At 70.5% G+C, this 23068-nt stretch carries 11 protein-coding genes; 4 read left to right on the top strand and 7 right to left on the bottom strand.

The window, feature by feature from the left end:
• Nucleotides 1-73 precede the first annotated feature (73 nt).
• The 3 genes from MFF56_RS01455 (at nucleotide 74) to glgB (ending at nucleotide 9139) form a co-directional block, all read left to right on the top strand.
• On the top strand, nucleotides 74-3451 hold the full coding sequence (locus MFF56_RS01455; RefSeq protein ID WP_066926869.1) for a maltotransferase domain-containing protein: 3378 nt from the start codon (nucleotides 74-76) through the stop codon (nucleotides 3449-3451).
• Nucleotides 3452-3601: 150 nt separating this feature from the next.
• Nucleotides 3602-6862, top strand: coding sequence for a maltose alpha-D-glucosyltransferase (treS, locus tag MFF56_RS01450; RefSeq protein WP_066926871.1), 3261 nt, complete (start codon nucleotides 3602-3604; stop codon nucleotides 6860-6862).
• Complete coding sequence (gene glgB / locus MFF56_RS01445; RefSeq protein ID WP_066926873.1) at nucleotides 6863-9139, top strand: 1,4-alpha-glucan branching protein GlgB; 2277 nt, start codon at nucleotides 6863-6865, stop codon at nucleotides 9137-9139.
• 166 nt (nucleotides 9140-9305) lie between these two features.
• Here glgB and glgA read toward each other — a convergent pair whose 3' ends face one another.
• Nucleotides 9306-10832: a glycogen synthase GlgA gene (gene glgA, locus MFF56_RS01440; RefSeq protein ID WP_066926876.1), complete on the bottom strand. Its 1527-nt coding sequence runs from the start codon at nucleotides 10830-10832 to the stop codon at nucleotides 9306-9308.
• A gap of 166 nt (nucleotides 10833-10998) precedes the next feature.
• Nucleotides 10999-12585, bottom strand: coding sequence for an alpha-amylase family glycosyl hydrolase (locus MFF56_RS01435; protein WP_066926877.1), 1587 nt, complete (start codon nucleotides 12583-12585; stop codon nucleotides 10999-11001).
• Nucleotides 12586-12943: 358 nt separating this feature from the next.
• Between MFF56_RS01435 and MFF56_RS01430 the strand changes: the two genes are divergently transcribed.
• Entirely contained in the window at nucleotides 12944-15472 is a 2529-nt protein-coding gene (locus MFF56_RS01430; protein WP_066926879.1) for a glycogen/starch/alpha-glucan phosphorylase, read from the top strand.
• Between the two features lie 128 nt (nucleotides 15473-15600).
• Here the strand turns inward: MFF56_RS01430 and MFF56_RS01425 are convergent, their stop codons facing one another.
• The 5 genes from MFF56_RS01425 to thrC all read right to left on the bottom strand — a co-directional run bounded on the left by MFF56_RS01425 (nucleotide 15601) and on the right by thrC (nucleotide 23033).
• On the bottom strand, nucleotides 15601-16530 hold the full coding sequence (locus MFF56_RS01425) for a ferredoxin reductase domain-containing protein (protein ID WP_238229329.1): 930 nt from the start codon (nucleotides 16528-16530) through the stop codon (nucleotides 15601-15603).
• Between the two features lie 32 nt (nucleotides 16531-16562).
• Nucleotides 16563-16913, bottom strand: coding sequence for a hypothetical protein (locus tag MFF56_RS01420; RefSeq protein ID WP_066926883.1), 351 nt, complete (start codon nucleotides 16911-16913; stop codon nucleotides 16563-16565).
• A gap of 150 nt (nucleotides 16914-17063) precedes the next feature.
• Entirely contained in the window at nucleotides 17064-19937 is a 2874-nt protein-coding gene (locus MFF56_RS01415) for a sensor domain-containing phosphodiesterase (RefSeq protein ID WP_066926885.1), read from the bottom strand.
• Nucleotides 19938-20328: 391 nt separating this feature from the next.
• The gene (locus MFF56_RS01410) at nucleotides 20329-21624 is read right to left on the bottom strand and encodes a M16 family metallopeptidase (RefSeq protein WP_066926887.1); all 1296 of its coding nucleotides are present in this window, start codon (nucleotides 21622-21624) and stop codon (nucleotides 20329-20331) included.
• Nucleotides 21621-23033 (bottom strand): threonine synthase, encoded by a 1413-nt coding sequence (gene thrC / locus MFF56_RS01405; RefSeq protein ID WP_066926889.1) that lies wholly within the window; start codon nucleotides 23031-23033, stop codon nucleotides 21621-21623. Before thrC ends, MFF56_RS01410 begins: the two co-directional genes overlap by 4 nt.
• Nucleotides 23034-23068 lie beyond the last annotated feature (35 nt).

Raw genomic sequence — 23068 nt, 5'->3', positions numbered from 1 at the left:
CGCGGGTCCCACGCCCGGAGCGGGCCGGATGCTCGGGCGTTAGCCCCACACGCGAGACGACGAAGAGGCCTGCATGAACGCACCGACCACCGCGACGAAGGCCGCCCCGGCGACCGGCGTCGAGGCCCTGCCGGCCGCCTTCGCGCCGCGGGCCGAGGGGCCGCGGATCTACAACCTGTTCCCGCTGCTGGTGGGGCGCGTCGCCGACTGGACGCGCGAGTTGCCGCGCATCGCCGATCTCGGCTTCGACTGGGTCTACCTCAACCCGTTCCACCAGACCGGCGGCTCGGGCAGCCTCTACGCGGTGGCCGACCCCGACCGCCTGGACGAGCGGTTCCGCGATGCCGACGGCCGCTCGGACGACGACCAGATCCGCGATTTCTGCGCGGCGGCCGAGGCCTCCGGCCTCAAGGTGATGACCGACCTCGTCATCAACCACACGGCCAACGACGGCACACTCGCCCGCGAGCGGCCCGACCTCTTCCTGAAGGACGCGGACGGCACCATCGCCAGCCCCTTCGCGGTCGATCCGGACGATCCGACGAAGCGCACGGTCTGGGGGGATCTGGCCGAGCTCGACTACCACGCCGAGCACGCCCGCCACGAACTGACCCGGATCTGGGGCGCCTACGTGGCCAAGCTCCAGGGGCTAGGCGTGCGCGGCTTCCGGTGCGACGCCGCCTACATGGTCCCGGCCGAGACGTGGCGTGTCCTCATCGGCGAGGCGAAGCGGCGCGACCCCGAGTGCCTGTTCGCCGCCGAGACCCTGGGCTGCACCTTCGAGCAGGCCCGCGAGACGGCCGGCGCCGGCTTCGACTACCTGTTCAACTCCTTCGCGTGGTGGGACCTGAAGAAGGGCTGGGCGCTGGAGCAGTACGAGCGCCTGCGCGTCCTCGCGCCCTCCATCGCCTTCCCGGAGAACCACGACATGGGCCGCCTCGCGGCCGAGGTGGTGGGCGGTGCCGCCGAGATCGCCGCGCACCTGCGCGCGCGCTACGCGCTCGCCGCCTTCTTCTCGGCGGGCGTGCTGATGCCGGTGGGCTACGAGTGGGGCTACCGCCGCCGCCTCCACGTGGTCGAGACCACGCCCGCCTCCCGCGAGCACGATACCGGCATCGACATCTCGGCCTCGGTCGCGGCGATCAATAAGCTGCGCGCCGAGATCCCGGCCGCCAACGTCGAGGGCGCGCAACAGCGCATCTCGGCGCCCGATTCCGATCTCGTCGCGCTCGCCCGCTTCGACACCGGCCACCACGCCTCGGCGCGCAACGCCGTGATCGTGCTCTACAACCCGACCGAGCGCCCGCTCCCGGTCGATGCCGGCACGCTGATCGCCCGCACGGGCGGCATGCTCGGGCCCTGGACCGACCGCACGCCGGAGGCCGAGCCGATCGCCTTTCACCCGGGCAGCGCGATCGACCTCGCGCCGGGAGAACTGCGCATCATCACGGCCGACGCCGCCAAGGTCGCGCGTCTGCCTCTGCACGACCGGCCGGAGGGGAGGGGCCGCGTCGTCATCGAGGCGGTGACGCCGGAACTCGACGGCGGCCGCTCGGCGGTGAAGCGCGTCGTCGGCGAGTCACTGCACGTCGAGGCCGACATCTTCTCGGACGGCCACGAAATCATCGACGCCGCCGTTCTCTCGCGCGTGGCCGGCACCGAGACGTGGCGGCGCGACCCGATGGTCTTCATCGACAACGACCGCTGGGGCGGCAGCGTCCCGCTGGAGAAGAACGCCCGCTACGAGGTCACGATCGAGGCGTGGCGCGACGGCTTCTCGTCCTGGATGCGCGACACCCTGAAGAAGCGCGACGCGGGCGTCGATGTCCGCCTCGAGACGATCGAGGGCGTGGCGCTCGTCCAGACCGCGGCCGATCTCGCCACCGGCCGCGACAAGGACCGGCTCGCGGCCCTGGTCTCGGCACTGGCCGCCGAGCAGAGCGGTTCTGCGGCGCAACTCGACCGCATCCTGCAGCCCGATTCGGTGAAGCTGGTGCGGGCCCATGCCGAGCGCGTGAACCTCTCCCGCTATCCCGTCGTGCTGCCGGTGATCGTGGATCGCCTCGCGGCCCGGTTCTCGGCCTGGTACGAGATCTTCCCGCGCTCGCAGTCCATGGACGTCAACCGCCACGGCACCTTTCAGGACGTGATCGACCGCCTGCCGCAGATCCGCGAACTCGGCTTCGACGTGCTCTACTTCACGCCGATCCACCCGGTCGGGCGCACCAACCGCAAGGGCAAGAACAACACCCTGAAGGCGCTGCCGGGCGATGTCGGCTCGGTCTACGCGGTCGGCGCCGAGGAGGGCGGCCACGAGGCCGTGCATCCGGATCTCGGCACGCTCGAGGATTTCGAGCGGCTCGTCGCGGCGAGCCACGCCTACGGCATGGAGATCGCGCTCGATTTCGCGATCCAGTGCTCGCCCGACCATCCCTGGATCAAGAACCACCCCGAATGGTTCGAGTGGCGCCCGGACGGCACGCTCAAGTTCGCCGAGAACCCGCCCAAGAAGTACGAGGACATCTCGAACGTCCACTTCTACGGCGGCGCGCTGCCCTCGCTCTGGATCGAGCTGCGCGACATCCTGCTCGGCTGGTGCGCGCGCGGCGTGCGCATCTTCCGGGTCGACAACCCGCACACCAAGCCGATCCCGTTCTGGGAATGGGTGATCGCCGAGGTCAACGGCCAGTATCCGGACGCGATCTTCCTCGCTGAGGCCTTCACCCGGCCGAAGATGATGAAGAAGCTCGCCAAGGCCGGCTACCAGCAGAGCTACACCTATTTCACCTGGCGCAACACCAAGGCGGAGCTGACCGAGTACGCCCTCGAACTCGCCGGCGAGATGGGCGAGTACTACCGCCCGAACTTCTTCGCCAACACACCCGATATCAATCCGTACTACCTCCAGACCAGCGGCCGGCCGGGTTTCGTCGTGCGCTCCACGCTCGCCGCGACGCTCTCCTCCGTCTACGGCATCTACAACGGCTTCGAGATGTGCGAGGCCGCGCCGTACCCCGGCAAGGAGGAGTACCTGAACTCGGAAAAATACGAACTGAAGGCCTGGGACTACCATCGCCCCGGCAACATCCGCGAGCACATCATCAAGCTCAACCAGATCCGCCGCGAGAACCCGGCCCTCTGGGATTTCCGCAACGTGCATTTCTGCGGCGCCTTCAACGACGAGATCATCGCCTACGCCAAGGTGACGCCGGAGCTCGACAACTGCGTCTTCGTGATGGTCAACCTCGACCCGAAGAACCGCCAGGAATGCACCTACGAGGTGCCGCTCTGGCTGTTCGGCCTGCCCGACGACGGCGCGGTCGAGGTCGAGGACCTGCTCCAAGGCTACACCTTCGAGCTGCGCGGCAAATCGCACCGGATCGCCCTCGATCCGGCGGAGCGCTCCTGCGTGATCTGGCGCCTGCGGGTGCCGCGGCGCCTTGCGGGATGAGCGCTCGCGTGCGACCAGACACCGACCCGGCGCGCTCTGCCGCGCTGTTGCCGCGATGATGCGGTCAAGCCGCATCTCGCCCGTTCACGCGCCGACCCCCGTCGGGCGGGACCGGCTCCGACCCGCCCCGACGCATGAGGCAGCGACGCGATGATCGATCGCAGCGATCCGCAATGGTACCGTGACGCCATCATCTACCAGATCCACGTCAAGTCGTTCTTCGACTCGAACAACGACGGGATCGGCGACTTCGCGGGGTTGACCCAGCGTCTCGACTACGTGCGCGATCTCGGCGTCACCGCGATCTGGCTGATGCCGTTCTATCCCTCGCCGCTGCGCGACGACGGCTACGACATCGCCGATTACCGGGACATCAACCCGTCCTACGGCACCATGGAGGATTTCAAGGCCTTCGTGGCAGCGGCGCACGAGCGCGGCCTGCGCGTCATCACCGAGCTCGTCATCAACCACACCTCGGACCAGCATCCCTGGTTCCAGCGGGCCCGCGAGGCGCCTCCCGGCAGCCCCGAGCGCGACTTCTACGTCTGGTCGGACACCGACGAGCCGTACAAGGACACCCGCATCATCTTCCTCGACACCGAGGTCTCGAACTGGACCTGGGATCCGGTCGCCAAGCAGTATTTCTGGCACCGCTTCTACTCGCACCAGCCCGACCTGAACTTCGACAACCCGGCGGTGCTGGAAGCCGTCATCGAGGTGATGCGCTACTGGCTCGACATGGGCGTCGACGGGCTGCGCCTCGACGCGATCCCCTACCTGATCGAGCGCGACGGCACGAACTGCGAGAACCTCTCCGAGACCCACGACGTCATCAAGGCGATCCGCGCGGCGCTCGATGCGAGCTACCCGGACCGGATGCTGCTGGCGGAAGCCAACCAGTGGCCCGAGGAGACGGCGCAGTATTTCGGCGACGGCGACGAGTGCCACATGGCATTCCACTTCCCGCTGATGCCGCGCATGTACATGGCGATCGCCCGCGAGGACCGGCATCCGATCACCGACATCATGCGCCAGACCCCGGAGATCCCGGAGGGCTGCCAGTGGGCGATCTTCCTGCGCAACCATGACGAGCTGACGCTCGAGATGGTCACGGCGGAGGAGCGCGACTACCTCTGGTCGTTCTACGCCGCCGAGCGCCGCGCGCGCATCAATCTCGGCATCCGCCGCCGCCTTGCGCCCCTGCTGGAGAACGACCGGCGCAAGATCGAGCTGATGAAGTCCCTCGTCCTGTCGATGCCCGGCACGCCGGTGCTCTACTACGGCGACGAGATCGGCATGGGCGACAACATCTATCTGGGCGACCGCGACGGCGTGCGCACCCCGATGCAATGGTCGCCCGACCGCAACGGCGGCTTCTCGCGCGCCAACCCGCAGAAGCTGTTCCTGCCCTCCGTGCAGGACCCGATCTACGGCTTCGACGCGATCAACGTCGAGGCGCAGGTCCAGGCCCAGACGAGCCTGCTGAACTGGACGCGGCGCATGATCGCGATCCGCAACAACTCGGTCGCGCTCGGCCGCGGCACGATCCAGTTCCTCTATCCGGCGAACCGCAAGGTGCTGGCCTGGATCCGCGAGTTCGAGGGCGAGCGCATCCTCTGCGTGGCCAACCTCTCGCGCGCGCCGCAGGCCGTGCAGCTCGACCTGTCGGAACTCAGGAGCGCCGTCCCGATCGAGCTGACGGGCGGCACGGAGTTCCCGGCGATCGGCGAGTTGCCCTACCTGCTCACGCTGCCGGCCTACGGCTTCTACTGGTTCTCGCTCTCCTCGGCGAACACGGGCGCGGTCGGCCCGCAGCGCGAGGCGCCGGAGCTGTTCACGCTGGTGCTGACCGGCGGCATCGAGTCCCTGGTCGCGGGCCGCGAGCGCACGGCCTTCGAGCGGACCGTGATCCCGCCCTTCCTGGCGAGCCGTCGCTGGTTCGGCGCCAAGGGCTCGCGCATCAAGGGCGTGCAGATCATCGATTGCGCCGTGCTCAAGGAGGGCGAGGGCGAGGCCCGCTTCCTCCTGCCGCGCGTCACCGTGAGCTTGGCCAACGGGGAGCGCCAGGACTACTTCGTGCCCGTCGGCGTGGACGAGGGCCGCGAGGACGAGACCCTGATGACCTACGCGGTGGCCCGCGTCCGCCGCGGGCCCCGCACCGGCTTGCTCTACGGCGCCGCCGCCTCCAGCGACTTCGCGGTCGCCCTGATCGACGGCATGCGCGACGGCCGCGAGATCCCGACCGAGCGCGGGACGCTCGTCTTCTCGAAGACCTCGGCCTACGATCCCGAGATCACCTACGAGGCCGGCGAGGTGCGCCGCCTCTCGGCGGAGCAGAGCAACACCTCGATCGCCATCGGCTCGAAGATGATGCTGAAGCTGCTGCGGCGGCTCCAGCCGGGCACGCATCCCGAGGTCGAGGTCGGGCGCTTCCTCACGGAGGTCGCGCACTTCACCAACACCCCCGCGCTGCTGGGCACTCTGGAGCACGTCGCCGAGGACGGCACCCGCACGGCGCTCGCCGTGTTGCAGGGCTACGTCCTCAACCAGGGCGACGCCTGGACGGTGATGCTGGAGGGCCTGCGCCGCGACTTCGAGACCGTGGTGCTGGCCCCTGAGAGCGAGGCGCCGCCGCCGGAGGAGGCCTTCGGCGCGCACCTGCGCTGGGCCGACCTCCTCGGTCGCCGCACCGCCGAGCTGCACCGGGCGCTCGCGACCGACAGCGACGACGCGGCCTTCCAGCCCGAGACCTTCGGCGAGGACGACCTCGCGGTGCTGGCCCGCGACGCCCGCCTCCAGGCCGAGCGCGCCTTCGCGGGCATGAAGACCGTGGTGGAGCGCGGGCTCGACCGGCCGAACGTCGCCGAGCTCTACGGCCGCCGCGGCGAGGTCGAGGCGCTGATCGCCGGGCTCACCCAGGGCATGCCGCGGGGGGCGCACAAGACGCGCATCCACGGCGACTACCATCTCGGCCAGGTGCTGGTCTCGGAAGGCGACCTCATCATCGTGGACTTCGAGGGCGAGCCCTCGCGGCCGGCGGACGAGCGCCGCGCCAAGTCGACGCCCCTGCGCGACGTCGCCGGGATGCTGCGCTCCTTCGCCTACGGCGCCGAGACGGTGATCCGCGAGATCGCGAGCCGCTTCGCCGATTCGGAGGGGCGCGGGCGCAACGCCGCGGTGGCGTGGCTCGGCATGATCAACGAGGCGTTCCTGGCCGGCTACGCGGACGCGGTTCGCGAGAGCCCGGCCGCCGTCACGGATGCGGCGACCCAGGACAATCTCCTGCGCCTCTGTCTGCTGATCAAGGCGCTCTACGAGATCGATTACGAGGCCAACAACCGTCCGGACTGGATCGAAATCCCGGCGCGCGGGGTTCTCAATATTCTGGACGAACGCACGAAAGGCGCTTGAATGACGGCGATCGACGACAGCTTCGCGAGCGGAACCGAGCGCGGATCTGCTCCGCCCCGGGCCGCCGAGGCGCCGCCGCCCGCCGCGCGTCCGAGCCTGCACCCGGACGCGATCAAGGCGGTGATGGCCGCCGACCACGGCGACCCCTTCGGGATCCTCGGTCCGCATCAGGTCGGCCCCGGCGCCTGGGAGGTCCGCGCGGTGCTGCCCGAGGCGCGCGCCGCCACGCTGCTCACCGCCGGGCGGAGCATCCCGTTCGAGCGGCGCCACCCGGACGGCTTCTTCGTCGCGTCCGTGAAGAGCGAGGGCCGCCCGCTCTACGAGATCGAGATCGAGGCCTGGGACGGCGCGCGGCGCAAGCGCTACGACCCCTACAGCTTCGGCTCGTCGATCGAGCAGCACGACGTCAACGCCCTGCGCGAGGTCGGCACCAACGTCGTCTACCGCGTGCTCGGCGCCCAGCTCGGCAACCTCGACGGCATCGACGGCTTCCGTTTCGCCGTCTGGGCGCCGAACGCCCGGCGCGTCAGCGTGGTCGGCGACTTCAACGAGTGGGACGGCCGCCGCCACCCGATGCGGCAGTGGCAGGACGGCGGCGTCTGGGAGCTGTTCGTCCCGGGCCTCAAGGTCGGCCAGGCCTACAAGTTCGAGATCCGCGGGCCCGACGGGTCCGTGCTACCCCTGAAGGCCGACCCGGTCGCCTTCCGGGCCCAGCACCCGCCCGAGACCGCCTCCGTCCTCAACGGCGCGACCCGCTACGCGTGGCAGGACAAGGGCTGGATGGAGACGCGCGGCGCGCGCGACCCGCGCCACAGCGCCATCTCGATCTACGAGGTCCATCTCGGCTCGTGGGCGCGGGTGCCCGACGAGGGCAACCGCTACCTCACCTACAAGGAGATGACCGAGCGCCTCATCCCCTACGTCAAGGAGATGGGCTTCACCCATATCGAGCTCCTGCCGATCACCGAGTACCCGTTCGACGGGTCCTGGGGCTACCAGCCGGTCTCGCTGTTCGCGCCGACGAGCCGCTTCGGCACGCCCGAGGAGTTCGCGGCCTTCGTGGATGCGGCGCACGCGGCCGGCATCGGCATCCTGCTCGACTGGGTGCCGGGCCACTTCCCGCTCGACGCGCACGGCCTCGGCCTGTTCGACGGCACGCATCTCTACGAGCACGCCGACCCGCGCCAGGGCTTCCACCAGGATTGGGGCACCTACATCTACAATTTCGGGCGGACCGAGGTGGCGACGTTCCTCGCCGCCAACGCCCGGTTCTGGCTGGAGCACTATCACCTCGACGGCCTGCGCGTGGATGCGGTCGCGTCGATGCTCTACCTCGATTACTCGCGCCGCGCGGGCGAGTGGATCCCGAACCAGTACGGCGGCAACGAGAACCTCGACGCGATCAACTTCCTGCGCGCGACCAACGAGGCGACCTACAGCCACGCGCCCGGCACCATCACGGTGGCGGAGGAATCGACCTCCTGGCCCGGCGTCTCGCACCCGACCTACACGGGCGGCCTCGGCTTCGGCTTCAAGTGGAACATGGGGTGGATGCACGACACCCTGCAGTTCATCTCGAAGGAGCCGATCCACCGGCGCTACCACCACCACGACCTGACCTTCGGCCTGCTCTACGCCTTCTCCGAGAACTTCGTGCTGCCGCTCTCCCACGACGAGGTGGTGCACGGGAAGGGCTCGCTGCTCGGCAAGATGCCGGGGGACCGCTGGCAGAAGTTCGCGAACCTGCGCGCCTATTTCGGCTTCATGTGGGGGCACCCGGGCAAGAAGCTGCTCTTCATGGGCGGCGAGTTCGGCCAGGAGAAGGAGTGGAACCACAACCAGTCGCTGGACTGGCACCTGCTCGACGATCCCCTGCACCGGGGTGTGAAGGACGCGATCCGCGACCTCAACCGCCTCTACACGTCGACCCCGGCCCTCTACAGCCGCGACGTCGAGGCGGGCGGTTTCCAGTGGCTGGTGGCGGACGACCAGGACAACAGCGTCATCGCCTGGGCCCGCAAGGGCCGCGAGCCGGGCGAGATCGCGATCGTGGTCTCGAACTTCACGCCCGTGCCCCGCGAGGGCTACCGCATCGGCGTGCCGGAGGCGGGCTTCTACCGCGAGGCCTTCAACTCGGACGCCGAGGTCTACGGCGGCTCGAATGTCGGCAACCGGGGCGGCCTGCACAGCGACGACAGCCCGAGCCACGGTCAGGCGCAGTCCCTGAACCTGACCCTGCCGCCGCTCGGCACGACGATCTTCGTGCTGCAGCGCTGAGAACGCGAAAGGCGCGCGGGTGAATCCCGCGCGCCTTTCGAAGTCATGGTTTCGAAAGGTCCACGACCTTTCGCGGGTCCAGGGCAGCGCCCTGGTCGGCGAAGCCAAGCTCGGGGCTCCGCCCCGAACCCTGCCAAAGGGCCTCAGGCCCTTTGCAATCCCAGGTTCAGGCCGCGCGCCAGCGCGGGGCGGCGTTGCCGAAGGCGCGGGCGTAGAGGGCCGCGTAGTGGGCCGCCGAGTTGTCCCAGCCGAAGCTGCGGCCCATCGCGGTCCGGCGCATCGTGTTGAGGCGCTTCTTCTGCCCGAAGGTGTCGAGCGCCCGCCGCACCGCGCCGCCGAGGCCGCCCTCGTCCCGCTCCGAGAAGCTGAAACCCGTCACCCCGTCCTCGACCGTGTCGGCAAGGCCCCCGGTGCGCCGCACGATCGGCAGCGAGCCGAAGCGCTGGGCGTACATCTGGGCGAGGCCACAGGGCTCGAAGCGCGAGGGCATCAGAAGGAAGTCGCTGCCCGCGAACATCCGGCGGGCATCCGCCTCGTCGAAGCCGACATGCACGCCGACAGCCTCCGGGTACCGGCAGGCGAGGCTTCGCAGGGCGTTCTCGAACCGGCCCTCGCCCTGGCCGATCACCACCATCTGGCCACCCTCGGCCACGATGGTCTCGGCCGCCTGGATCGACAGGTCGATGCCCTTCTGGTGCACCAGCCGCGACACGATGGCGAAGAGGGGGCCGCGCGAGACCGCGAGGCCGAAATGCTGGCGCACGGCCTCGGCGTTGGCGCGCTTGCCCTTCCAGTCGTCGGCCTCGAAGCGGGTGGCGAGGTGCGGGTCGGTGCGCGGGTCCCAGCTCTCGTCGATGCCGTTGAGGATGCCGGCGAGACGACCCTGGCTGGCGCGGGTCCGCAGGAGGCCGTCGAGACCGCAGCCCATGTCGGGCGTCTGGATCTCGCGGGCGTAGGTCTCGCTCACGGTGGTGATGTAGGAGGCGTAGTAGAGACCGGCCTTCAGGAAGGAGAGCTGCCCGTAGAACTCGACGCCGTTCACCTGGAAGGCGGAGTCCGGCATGCCGAGCCGGGCGAGATTGGCCTGCGGGAACAGGCCCTGGTAGGCGAGGTTGTGGATCGTCAGCACGCTCGGTACGCGCAGGCCCCGCCAGGCCAGATAGGCGGGTGCTAGCGCCGCCTGCCAGTCGTTGAGGTGCAGGAGGTCGGCGCGCCAGGCGGCATCCGCGCCGACCGCGATCTCGGCGGCCGCGAGGCTGAGCCGGGCGAAGCGCAGGTCGTTGTCGCCGAAATCGCCCCCGGCGTCGCCGTAGGGCGTGCCGTCGCGCGCGAACAGCTCGTCGTTGATGAGGACGTAGATCTGCAGCCCGTCCTCCGTCTCGACGAGGCCGAGATCGCAGGCCGGGACGCCGGCATAGCCGTTGAGGCGCGCGACGACTGGGATGTCGGGATGGGCCGCGCGGACCTGCCGGTAGCCGGGGATCAGCACGCGGACGTCGAAGCCGCGGCGCAGGGCGCGCGGCAGTGCGCCGGCGACCTCGCCGAGGCCGCCGGTCTTCACGAAGTCAGCCATCTCCGGCGTGGCGAACAGCACGCGTGGCTGGAGCGAGGTCCGGGAATCGAGGATTGGATCGGGTGCAGGGCTTGGCTGCGGCTCGTGGCTGTGATCGCCCGAACAACCCCAGAAACTCATCGCAGCGTTCTCGATACGGGCACGTCGCCCGAGACGGGCTGAGGCGCCCGCGGCCAAGTTCGTCATGGCAACGCTTCCGGACCGAGTCGGTTCCTGTGCGTTGCACAAACCAGGCCAGGCAAACACGGCTTTTTTCCGGTTCACGCTGCGATGCGGCAACCCCGTGTCAGGACTGCATCAGAATGAGGCCCTCCGCCCCGCCCAGTCTTATCCGCCCGGCGCCTCGCTCCCCTGCGCGGCCGCCCCGGCTCGAGAGGAGGATCGTCCAGGCCTCGTTCTCCGGCAGGGGGATCTCGTGCGCGGCGGTGCCGAAATTGAGGATCACCCGCAGGCGCGCCTCGCCCGCGCCGCGCTCGTAGGCGAGGATGTCGGGTAGGCCGAGGGCGATCGTGCGGTAGCTGCCCACCGCGAGCGCGTCGTGCTCGCGGCGCAGCGCCAGCAGGCGGCGGTAGAGCGTCAGGATCGAGCCCGGCACGTCCTGCAGGCACTCGACGTTGCGCGTCGCGTGGTCGGGCGAGAGCGGCAGCCAGGGCTCGGCGGCGCTGAAGCCCGCCTGCGGCCCCGGCTCCCACTGCATCGGCGTGCGCTCCGGGTCGCGGCCGTGGCCGGGCTCGTTGATCTCCCAGGGGTCGCGCACGCGATCCTCCGGGATCGGCACGTGGCCGAGGCCGAGCTCGTCGCCGTAGTAGAGGGTCGGCGTGCCGCGCAGGGTGAGGAGCAGCATCGCGGCGATGCGGGCCTGGTCCTCGCCGATGCGCGCGGCGATGCGGGGCTGGTCGTGGTTGCCGAGCACCCAGTTCGGCCAGCCGCCCTCGGGCAGGCCCGCCTCGTAGTTCTCCACCAGCTCCCGCACCGCGTCGGCGCGCCAGGGCGTCTGGATGAGCTGGAAGTTGAAGGGCATGTCGGCGCCCGAGAGGTCGGCGCCGTAATAGGCCATCAGCCGTTCCAGCGGCAGGTAGATCTCGCCGATCAGCACCCGCTCGCCGTAGGCGCGCAGCACGGCCCGCATCTCGGCGATGACGTCGAGCACCTCCGGCCGGTCGGCGGAGTAGACCTGATGGAAGCGGTTGATCTCCGGCAGGTGCTCGGCGAAGTGCGGGTTGGCCGGGTTGTCGCGGAACGACTCGTCCTTGATCAGGTGCCAGATCACATCGACCCGGAACCCGTCGACGCCGCGCTCCAGCCAGAAGCGCAGCGCGTCGTACATCGCCGCCCGCACGGCGGGGTTGCGCCAGTTCAGGTCCGGCTGCTCGCGCAGGAAGGCGTGGTAGTAGTACTGGCCGGTCGTCGGATCGAGCGTCCAGGCCGGGCCGCCGAAATTCGAGAGCCAGTTGTTCGGCGGACCGCCGTCGGGCCCCGGGTCGCGCCAGATGTACCAGTCGCGCCGCGGGTTGTCCCGCGAGGCCCGCGCCTCAGCGAACCACGGATGGGCGACCGACGAGTGGTTCGGCACGAAGTCGAGGATCACCTTCAGCTTGCGCCGATGGGCCTCCGACACCAACTGGTCGAAGTCGGCGAGCGTGCCGAACAGCGGATCGATGCCGCAATAATCCGCCACGTCGTAGCCGTAATCGGCCATCGGCGAGGGGTACACGGGAGAGATCCAGACCGCATCGACGCCGAGCCAGGCGAGGTAGTCGAGCCGGGCCGTGATGCCGGCGAGGTCGCCGACGCCGTCGCCGTCGCTGTCCTGGAACGAGCGCGGATAGACTTGGTAGACGGTGCCGCGCTTCCACCAGACGGTCTCGGTCATGTCGGCCCTCGTGCGAGTCGTGCCGACTCGTTGGCTTGCGCTGACAGGGTTAGCTCTTCGGCGCCGGCGAGGCGACCCGATGCTGAGCCGGCCGCCGGGATCGATCGGGCGCATTCAGCATTGCTTCAACCGGAGTGGTGAAAACTGGTCCCTGGTCGGGCAATTTGTGTCGAACGCATCACAGTGCGGGCGGCACATCGCTTGCAGAGGCCGATTCATGCCTCAGACACGCCTTCACACGGCCGCAACGCGGTCGCAGGATCATCAGCCCCGAACGCCGGGCCGGCCATCCAGGAGCACTCCGGGTGCGGCAACGGACGCGCAAAGACGCAGCGGGGCCTTGAATGGGGGATTTGACGTGCTCAACGAAGTTCTTTCTCCGTCCGCCGCCGGTGTCGAGAAATCGGATGACACGCTCGTGACGGCCGGGAAAGCCCCCGCACGGAGCGTGCGACCCTCCGTCCCGAGCACGGGTGACGCGGTGGTCGACCTGCGCGAGGCGATCCGCGCCAAGCTCGCCTACGCGATCGGCCGCACGCCGGAGACCGCGCGGGAGCGCGACTGGTTCGCCGCCACCGCGCTGGCGCTCCGCGACCGGATCGTCGATGCCTGCCTGGCGGCCGAGAAGCAGGTCCCGAACAAGCGCGTCTACTATCTCTCGCTGGAGTTCCTGATCGGGCGCCTTCTGTCCGACGCCATGAACAATCTCGGTCTCGTCGAGACCACCCGGAAGGCGCTCGCCGAACTCGGCGTCGATCTCGGCACGGTCGAGGGTGCGGAGCCGGACGCCGCGCTCGGCAACGGCGGCCTCGGGCGCCTTGCCGCCTGCTTCATGGAGAGCATGGCCTCCATCGGCATCCCGGCCTTCGGCTACGGCATCCGCTACGACCACGGCCTGTTCCGCCAGTCCTTCGAGGACGGCTGGCAGCGCGAGGCGCCGGAGACCTGGCTCAGCGAGGGCAACCCCTGGGAGTTCGCCCGGCCGGCCGCGACCTACACGATCGGCTTCGGCGGCTCCGTCACCATGTCGATGGTGAGCGAACGCGTCATCCGCCGCACCTGGCACCCGGCCGAGACCGTGCGGGCGGTGGCCCACGACGTGCCGGTGGTCGGCTGGCGGGGGAAGACGGTCAACACGCTCCGCCTATGGAAGGCGGAGGCCGAGGCGCCGGTCGATCTCGGCCAGTTCAACGGCGGCGACCACGTGGGCGCGGTGGCGAACCGCATGCGCGCCGAGGCGATCTCGCGGGTGCTCTACCCGAGCGATTCCTCGACCGCGGGCCAGGAACTGCGCCTGCGCCAGGAATACTTCTTCACCTCCGCGTCGCTGCAGGACCTCGTGCTGCGCCACGTGGCCGAGCGCGGCGACGTGCGCTCGCTGCCCGACCACGCCGCGATCCAGCTCAACGACACGCACCCGGCGATCGCGGTGCCGGAGCTGATGCGCATCCTGCTGGAGGACCACGGCCTCACCTGGGAGGATGCGTGGCACGTCACCACCAACACGCTGAACTACACCAACCACACCCTGCTGCCCGAGGCGCTCGAGACCTGGCCGGTCGAGCTGATGGAGCGGCTGCTGCCGCGCCACATGCAGATCATCTACCTGATCAACTGGATGCATCTCGAGCAGCAGGGCAAGAGCGGCAAGAGCGACGCGGCCCATCTCGCCTCGGTCTCGCTGATCGACGAATCGCACGGGCGGCGGGTGCGCATGGGGCACCTCGCCTTCCACGGCTCGCGGCGGGTGAACGGCGTCTCGGCGCTGCACACCGAGCTGATGCGCGAGACGGTCTTCGCCGACCTGCACGCGCTGGAGCCGGAGAAGATCGTCAACAAGACGAACGGCATCACCTTCCGGCGCTGGCTGCACAACGCCAACCCGGGCCTGACGAAGCTTGCGGTCGAGACCCTGGGCGAGGGCGTCCTCGACAACCCCGAACTCCTCAAGGGCCTCGACGCCTACGCCGCGGATCCGGCCTTCGTCGCGCGCTACGCCGCCGTGCGCCGCGGCCGCAAGGAGGCGCTGGCCGAGGTGATCTACGACCGCACCGGGGTCACGGTCGATCCGTCCGCCCTGTTCGACGTGCAGATCAAGCGCATCCACGAGTACAAGCGCCAGCTCCTCAACGTGGTCGAGACGGTCGCGCTCTATCAGGCGATCAAGGCCGAGCCCCACAAGGACTGGACGCCGCGGGTCAAGATCTTCGGCGGCAAGGCGGCGCCGAGCTACACCCAGGCCAAGCTGATCATCAAGCTGGCCGCCGACGTCGCCCGCGCGGTCAACGACGACCCGGACGTCGCCGACCGGCTGAAGGTGGTGTTCCTGCCGAACTACTCGGTGAGCCTCGCCGAGGCGATCATCCCGGCGGCCGACCTCTCCGAGCAGATCTCGACCGCCGGCATGGAGGCGTCGGGCACCGGCAACATGAAGCTGGCGCTGAACGGCGCGCTCACGGTGGGCACGCTCGACGGCGCCAACATCGAGATCCGCGACCATGTCGGGGCGGAGAACATCTTCATCTTCGGTCTCGACGCGGCGGGCGTGCGCGCCCGCTCGGCGGAGCCGCACTACGCCCGCGACGCGATCTGGAACTCGCCGCGTCTCGCCGCCGCGCTCGACATGATCGCGTCCGGCCGGTTCTCGCCCGAGGAGCCCAACCGCTTCCGGCCGCTGACCGACGACCTGCGCCACCGCGACCAGTACCTGCTCACCTGCGACTTCGACGATTACTGGCGGGCGCAGCGCGAGATCGACGCCGCCTGGAACGACCCGCGGGGCTGGTGGAAGCGGGCGATCCACAACACGGCCCGGATGGCGTGGTTCTCCTCCGACCGCTCGATGCGGGAATATGCCGAGGAGATCTGGCGGGTGAAGACCGCCTGAGCCGGGTTCGAAGCGAGCGCCCCATCCCGAGAGGGACGGGGCGTTTTCTTTTGGCCAGCCATGCTGCGAAGGTCTGATGCGCGGCTTCCCTCTCCCCGCAAGCGGGGAGAGGGGGCCCCCTCGGGTAGTCAGCCCAGATCCACCGGGATCGGGTAGCAGCGCGCCCCCACGGACGCGGCCAGCACCTGCACGGCGCCGACCGTCGAGGCGCAGCCTGCCACATGCACCACGTCGGTGGCGCGCAGCGTCGGCAGGTGGGCGGTGAGCGGGCCCGGCCGCACGTCCGGCGGGCGCTGGCGTCCGCGGTCGGCGGTGAGGACGAGGCGGGCGACGCCGGTGCGGCGCAGCCAGTCGAGGCTGTCGCGCATGTAGAGGTCGAGCGCGTCGCGGGCGCCGACGATCAGGTGCAACTCGCGGGCGGGCTCGATGTAGCGGGCCGCGTGGGCGATCGACCAGATCGGCGCGAAGCCGGTGCCGGCCGCGACGAGGACGAGCCGGCCGCCGCCGGGGCGGTACTGGCCGCGGCCGACCGGACCCTTCACCTTCACGGCGGCCCGCGGGGCGAGCGCCTCGACGAGGCTGCCGTCCCGCTCGCAGCGCGGCAGGTGGAAGACCAGCTCGTTGAGTTCCGTCGTCCCGGCGATCCGCAGGGTGGGGGCCAGGGTGAGCGGGGCCAGCCCCTCGAAGCTCACCGCGACCTGATGGCCCGGCTCCAGATCGATGCGCTTCGTCAGCGTGACGACCGCCTCGACGACGTGCGGGCTCAGCACCCGCACCTCGCTCAGGGAGCCCTTGCGGCTGGCCCGCGGGAGTGCGCGCGCCTCGGCGGGCTCGATCGTGCGGCCGGACAGGGGGGCGGTCTTGAGGGCGTCGGGCCGCCTGCTGCGGGCCCGCGCTCGCCGCACGGCCGGGCCGGGGCCCTGCCCGAGCAGGGCGGTTCCGTGAAGGGCCTGCATCGGCCCGATCATACCCTCGGCCAGCGCAGCCTCGACGGGCGTGTCGCCGGTTGAGACGCGCACGGACTTGCCGTTGACGATGAGCGAGCAACGCGCGCTCATGGGCGTCTCCTGGTCAGCGGAATGAGAGTGGTTCAGCGCAGGCGCAGCAGCAGGTCGTCGACCAAGCCGGCCCAGCGCGCGCGCACGGCCGCGGGGTCGGCCGGATCGGACGCGGCGGGATCGGCGAGGCGGGCGCGCAGGCTGGCGGCCTCGCGGCGCTCCGCGTCGAGCACGGCTTTGAGCAGGGCGAGCTCGGCCTCGAGGGAGGCGACGTCGCGGGCCTCGTCCGGCGCCGCCGCGTACGCGGCCTCGTCCACGACGGGCTCCGACGCGGCCACCTCGGCGATGTACCGGGTGTGCTCCAGGCGAATCGGGCGGGCGATCAGCCGACGCACCACGTCGGCCCCTACGGTCTGATCCAGTTGACGCGCCGCCTCGGCCATACGCCCCTCCACTCGACAAGGCCGCCGCGCAAGCCTGCGCGCGGAGGGCCGTCCTTCCACAGGACCTTGCCGCAACATGGTTAAGGCAGATTTAAGTGGACCCGTCGACCCGTTCCGCGCGGACCCGATCCTGTCCGGATCCGCGGCGGCTCAGGCGGCCTCGGGCGCCGCGCCGCAGAGCTGGCGGGCCTGGAGCATCGTCATCGGCTCGCCGAAGGCGTAGCCCTCGGCGTACTCGCAGCCGAGCTCGGCCAGCGCCTGCGCGTCGGCCTCCGACTCCGTGCCCTCGGCCACGATGGCGAGGTCGAGCTCGGTCGCCATCTTGACGATGGAGCGCAGGATCGCGGTCTTGCCGGTCGCCATCTGGCGCACGAAGGATTGATCGACCTTGATCGTGTCGAAGGGAAAGCGCTGCAGGTAGGAGAGCGCCGAGTAGCCGGTGCCGAAATCGGCGAGGCAGAGGCCCGCCCCGAGGTCGCGGATGCGGGCGAGCATCTGGGCGGCGTATTCGGGGTTCTCCATCACGAGGCTCTCGGAGAGCTCGAGCTTGAGCGAGCCCGGCAGCACGCCGGAGCGGGCCAGCACCGTCTTCACGTCGTGCAGGAGGTCGTGGCGCAGGAGCTGGCGGGAGGAGACGTCGACGGATGCGAAGATCGGCGGCTCGACCTCCAGCGCCCGCTGCCAGGCGGCGAGTTCCAGCGCCGTGCGCTCCAGCGCGAAGATGCCGAGGTTGACGACGAAGCCGGTCTCCTCGGCCACCGGCATGAAGGTCGCCGACGGGATGCGCCCGAGCTTCGGATGGTCCCAGCGCAGCACGGTCTCGAAGCCCGCGACCGTGCGGTCCTCCAGCCGGACGATCGGCTGGAACAGGACCTTCATCTCGTTGCGCTCGATCGCCCGGCGGAGATCGCCTTCCAGCATCAGCCGGTCCGAGCGCTCGGCCCGCATGTTGGCGCGGAAGACCTCGATGCGGTCGCCCCCGCCGCGCTTGGCCTGGATCATCGCGATCTCGGCGCTCTGGTAGACGTCGTCGCGCTTCGGGTGCGCGCCCGTCTCGTGCAGCGCCAGCCCGATCGAGACGGTGAGGAAGATCTCGCGGTCGGCGTAGGTGATCGGCGTGGCGATGGTGCGCCGGATCATCTCGGCGAAGGCCAGCACCCGGTCGGGCTCGCGCTCGGAGAGCAGGATGACCGCGAAGGCGTCGCCCGCGACCCGCGCGAGCGTGTCCTGCGGGCGCAGCAGGCGGCCGAGGCGGCGCGACAGCGTGAGCAGGATCGAGTCGCCCGCAGACAGGCCGATCGCGTCGTTGATGCCCTTGAAGCGGTCGATGTCGAGGACGATCACGGTGGGCTTCAGGCGCGCGTCCTGGCTGGCGAAGGCGAGCGCCGCGTCGAGGCGGTCGCCGAACAGCTCGCGGTTCGGCAGGCCGGTGAGGCTGTCGTGCACGGCGTCGTGCAGCAGGCGCTCCTCGGCGGTCTTCACCTCGGTCACGTCCGCGATGGTGCCGACGACGCGGATCACCTCGCCGTCCGAGCCGATCACGGGCCGGGCCTTCAGACGGTACCAGAAATAGGCGCCGCCGGAGGAGCGCAGGCGGAAATCGTGCACGATGCGCCCGCGCCGCTCCTCGATCACGGTGTCGAGGGCGGCCGAGTAGCGCTCGACGTCGAAGGGATGGAGGAGCGCGAGCCAGTTCGCGGCCGGCCCTTCGAGGGCGCCGCGGGAGAGGCCGAGCTGGCTCTCGATCTCCTGGCCGGCGAAGACGCGGTCGCCCGGCACGTCCCAGTCGAACACGATGTCGCCCGCCCCCGTCAGCGCCAGCGCGCGCCGCTCGGTGTCGGAGACGAGGGCGTGCGAGAGCCCGCCGCCCGCGAAGGCGTGCTGCATCACCGTGAAGCCGATCAGCATGACGATGAGCACGAGGCCGCCGATGAGGGCCGGCTGCACCAATTCGCTGCCGATCTGGCCCGTCACCGCGAAGCCCGCGGCCGTGACCCAGACCACGAGCAGCGTCCAGGTCGGCACGAGCAGGATGGCGCGGTCGTAGCCGTTATGCGTGGCGAGGTAGAGGATCAGGAGGAGGCCGACCCCCGCCACCGCGGCGATCGAGATGCGGGCGACGCCCGCCGCCACCGGGGGATCGAACACCGCGAGCCCCACGAGGCCCGCCAGGAAGGCCAGCCAGAAGAAGGCGACGTGGCTGTAGCGCACGTGCCAGCGGGAGAGGTTCAGGTAGGCGAACAGGAAGACCAGGAGGGTCGCGCCGAGCACGGCCTCGGCGGAGGCCCGGTAGACCCGCTCGGCGAGCTCCGTCACCGGGAAGACCCGCTGCAGGAAGCCGAAATCGATGCAGGCGTAGGCGAGCACCGACCACGCGAGCGCGGCCGCCGCCGGGAAGATGATCGCGCCCTTCACCACGAACACGATGGTGAGGAAGAGGGCGAGCAGGCCCGCGATGCCGATGATGATGCCCTTGTAGAGGGTCAGCCCGGCGGCCTTCTTGCGGTAGGCGTCCTGGTCCCAGAGGTGGACCTGCGGGATGTTCGGCCCCCGCAGCTCGGCCACGTAGGTGATCGTGGTGCCGGGATCGAGCGTGATGACGAACTGGTCGGCCTCCGGGTTCTCGTCCCGCTCGGGCCGGATGCCCTGGCTCGCGGTGATCGCGGCGATGCGCGAGCCGCCGAGATCGGGCCAGACCACGCCGGAATCGACCAGCCGGAAGTGGGGCGCCACCAGGATGCGGTCGATCTGCTCGTCGGTGTCGTTGGTGAGCGCGAAGACCATCCAGTCGGGCCGCGCGCCTGCGTCGCGCGCCTTCACGACGATGCGGCGGACGATGCCGTCCTTGCCGGGCGCGGTCGAGATCTGGATCAGGTCGCCGTCGGAGCGGTAGCGCTCGATCGCCTGGGTCAGGTCGATGACCGGGGCGTCCAGCGTGACGCGGACCGCCTCGACCGCGCTCGCGGGCGTGCTCGCCGCGAGGGCGCCGACGAGGAACGCGAGGAGGAGGACGAGGATGCGCAACGAGACGGGTTCCGGCCGGGCGGGCGAGCGCGTGAACGGCTCAGTTAGCTTTTGGTAAAGTCGGGGTCGATCCCGGGCAAGCCGACGGGAGACGTGGAGCCGAGCGACCCACCGCTTCCTGCCGACAGGCGACCCGGGACGGATCGCCCGCGTTTGCGGCCAAAACAAGTTGGGGATGCCCGACCGCGGGGCGCCCCGCCCAACAAACAGGGACGCGCAGGCTCGCTGAGCAGGATTCCCGCCATCCGCTGTACGGCGCGCGGTTCCGTCCGCGGCGCCGGGCGATTTCGGGAAGCCGACAAGCCTTGCCGGCCCGCGCCGCGATAGCACCCGGGCCGAAGCGCGCGCGCTCCGGCCGTGTCGGCACAGGCGATCGCCCTGCGGGTTTCGGTCAGGCCGCCCGCAGGGCCGCCCCGACCTTGTCGAGCGAGGGCAGGCCCTTGATCGGACCGATCGCCGCGAGCGTCGGCGCGCCCGCGAGGATCGCGGCGCCCGCCGCCCGCACGTCCTCGACGGTCACGGCATCGACCTTCGCGATCACCTCCGCGGCCGGGATCACCCGGCCCCAGGCCAGGATCTGTCGCGCGTTGCGCTCGATGCGCCCGCCCGGCGTCTCCAGCGCACCGAGCAGGGAGAGCTTCAGCTGCGCCTTGGCGCGGGCGATCTCCTCGGGGGCGATGTCGCGCGTGGCGCGCACCACCGCGTCGAGCGTCACCGAGACGAGTTCGGCCACGTCGCCGCCGGCCGTGCCGGCGCCGATGCCGAACAGGCCGCAATCGGAGAAGGGCCAGTGGAAGGCCTGGATCTCGTAGGCGAGGCCGCGCGTCTCGCGCACCTCCTGCCAGAGGCGCGAGGTCAGCCCGCCGCCGAGCACCTGCGCGAACATGTGCAGGGCGTAGTAGCCGTCGTCGCGGAAGGAGAGGCCGGGCAGGCCGATCACGAGGTTGGCCTGTTCGAGCTTCCTCGGCATGCGCCGCTCGCCGCCGCCGTAGCTGCCGGCGACGGCGGCGGGCGCCTCGACGGCGGGCATCGCGCCGAAGTGGCGTTCGGCTGCCGCCACGAAGGCCTCGTGCTCCACCGCGCCCGCGGCCGCCACGACGTAGCGGTCGGGCGTATATTCGCGGGCCAGATAGGCGCGGATCGCGGCCTCGTCGAAGCTGCGGATCGTCTCGGGCCGCCCCAGGATCGGCCGGCCGATCGGCTGGTCGGGGAAGGCCGCTTCCGTGAAGGCGTCGTAGACCACGTCGTCGGGCGTGTCCTCGACGGCGGCGTATTCCTGCAGGATCACGCCCTTCTCGCGGGCGAGTTCCCCGGCGTCGAAGACCGAGTCGGTGAGGATGTCGCCGATCACGTCGAGCGCGATGCCGACATCCTCGCCGAGCACGCGCGCGCTGTAGCTCGTGCCCTCGGCGGAGGTCGCGGCGTTGATCTCGCCGCCGACATTCTCGATGTCCTCGGCGATCGCGCGCGCCGAGCGGGTGCGCGTGCCCTTGAAGGCCATGTGCTCGATGAGGTGGCTGAGCCCGCTCTCGTCGGCCCGCTCGTGGCGCGAGCCCGCGCCGACCCAGACGCCGAGCGTCGCGGTGGCCACGCCCGGCATCGCCTCGGTCGCGACCGTGACGCCGTTGGCGAGCCGCGTCACCCGCAGCGAGGGCGAGGCGCCGTGCGTGTCGAAATGCTGGTTCATGCGCCTCTCGTGATGCGGGCACGCTCGCGGATCAGCGCCTCGACGGCGGCCTGGTCGTTGGCCACGCGCGTCATGCGCTCGGGCCGCTCCATCAGGTCGGCGAGGTGCGGGGGCAGCGCCGGGCGGGCGCCGCCGGTCGCCTGGGCGACCGCGTCCGGGAATTTCGCGGGATGCGCCGTGGCGAGCGCGACGACGGGCGTGCGCGGATCCTTGCCCAGGAGGCGGCGGCCGGCGCGGACCCCGATGGCGCTGTGCGGGTCGAGCGTCACGCCGGTCGCGGCGTGCGTCTCGCGGATCTCCGCCATCACGTCGGCCTCCGAGACCGCGTGCGCGTCGAACTCGGCCCGCACCGTCGCCAGCACCGACTCGTCCAGGCGGAAGCCGCCGGACTGCTTCAGGCCCGCCATCAGGCGGCGGATCGAGGCCGCGTCGCGCCCGAGCGCCTCGAAGAGCAGCCGCTCGAAGTTCGAGGAGATCTGGATGTCCATCGAGGGCGAGGTGGTCGGCGTCACGCCCTGCAGCTCGTAGGCGCCGTGCTCCAGGGTGCGGACTAGGATGTCGTTGGCGTTCGTGCCGATCATCAGGCGCTCGATCGGCAGGCCCATGCGCTTGGCGACCCAGCCGGCCAGGATGTCGCCGAAATTGCCCGTCGGCACCGCGAAGGAGACCGGGCGGTGCGGCGCGCCCAGCGCCACCGCGCTGGTGAAGTAGTACACCACCTGCGCGGCGACGCGGGCCCAGTTGATCGAGTTGACGCCCGAGAGCTTCACCGAGTCGGCGAAGTCGGCGTGCTGGAACAGGGCTTTGACGATGTTCTGGCAATCGTCGAACGTGCCGTCGAGCGCGAGCGCGTGGACGTTGGGGGCGGCGACCGAGGTCATCTGGCGCCGCTGCACCTCCGAGACCCGGCCGTGCGGGTAGAGGATGAAGATGTCGACCTGATCGAGCCCGCCGAAGGCCTCGACGGCGGCCGAGCCGGTATCGCCCGAGGTGGCGCCCACGATGGTGGCGCGGCTGCCGCGCTGGCGCAGCACGTGATCCATCAGCCGCCCGAGGAGCTGCATCGCCACGTCCTTGAAGGCGAGCGTCGGGCCGTGGAAGAGTTCGAGCAGGAAGAGGTTGTCGTCGAGCTGGTTGATCGGGCAGACCGCCGGGTGCCGGAACGTGGCGTAGGCCTCGTCGATCATCCGGTCGAGGTCGGCGTCGGCGATCTCGCCATCGACCAGCGGGCGCAGCACGCGCTTGGCGGCGTCGGCGTAGGAGAGGCCCGCGAGGCCGGCGATCTCGGGTTTCGTCAGACCGGGCCAGCTCTCGGGCACGTAGAGGCCGCCGTCGCGGGCGAGGCCGGCGAGGAGGGCGTCGGAAAACGAGAGCGGCGCGGCGTCGCCGCGGGTCGAGACGTGCAGCACAGGGGCCTCCGGGAGAAGGCGCTCCCTCTACACGA

Origin of the sequence: Methylobacterium hispanicum (assembly GCF_022179285.1) — a bacterium.
Lineage (GTDB): Bacteria > Pseudomonadota > Alphaproteobacteria > Rhizobiales > Beijerinckiaceae > Methylobacterium > Methylobacterium hispanicum.
This window is presented reverse-complemented; position numbering and strand designations above follow the sequence as displayed.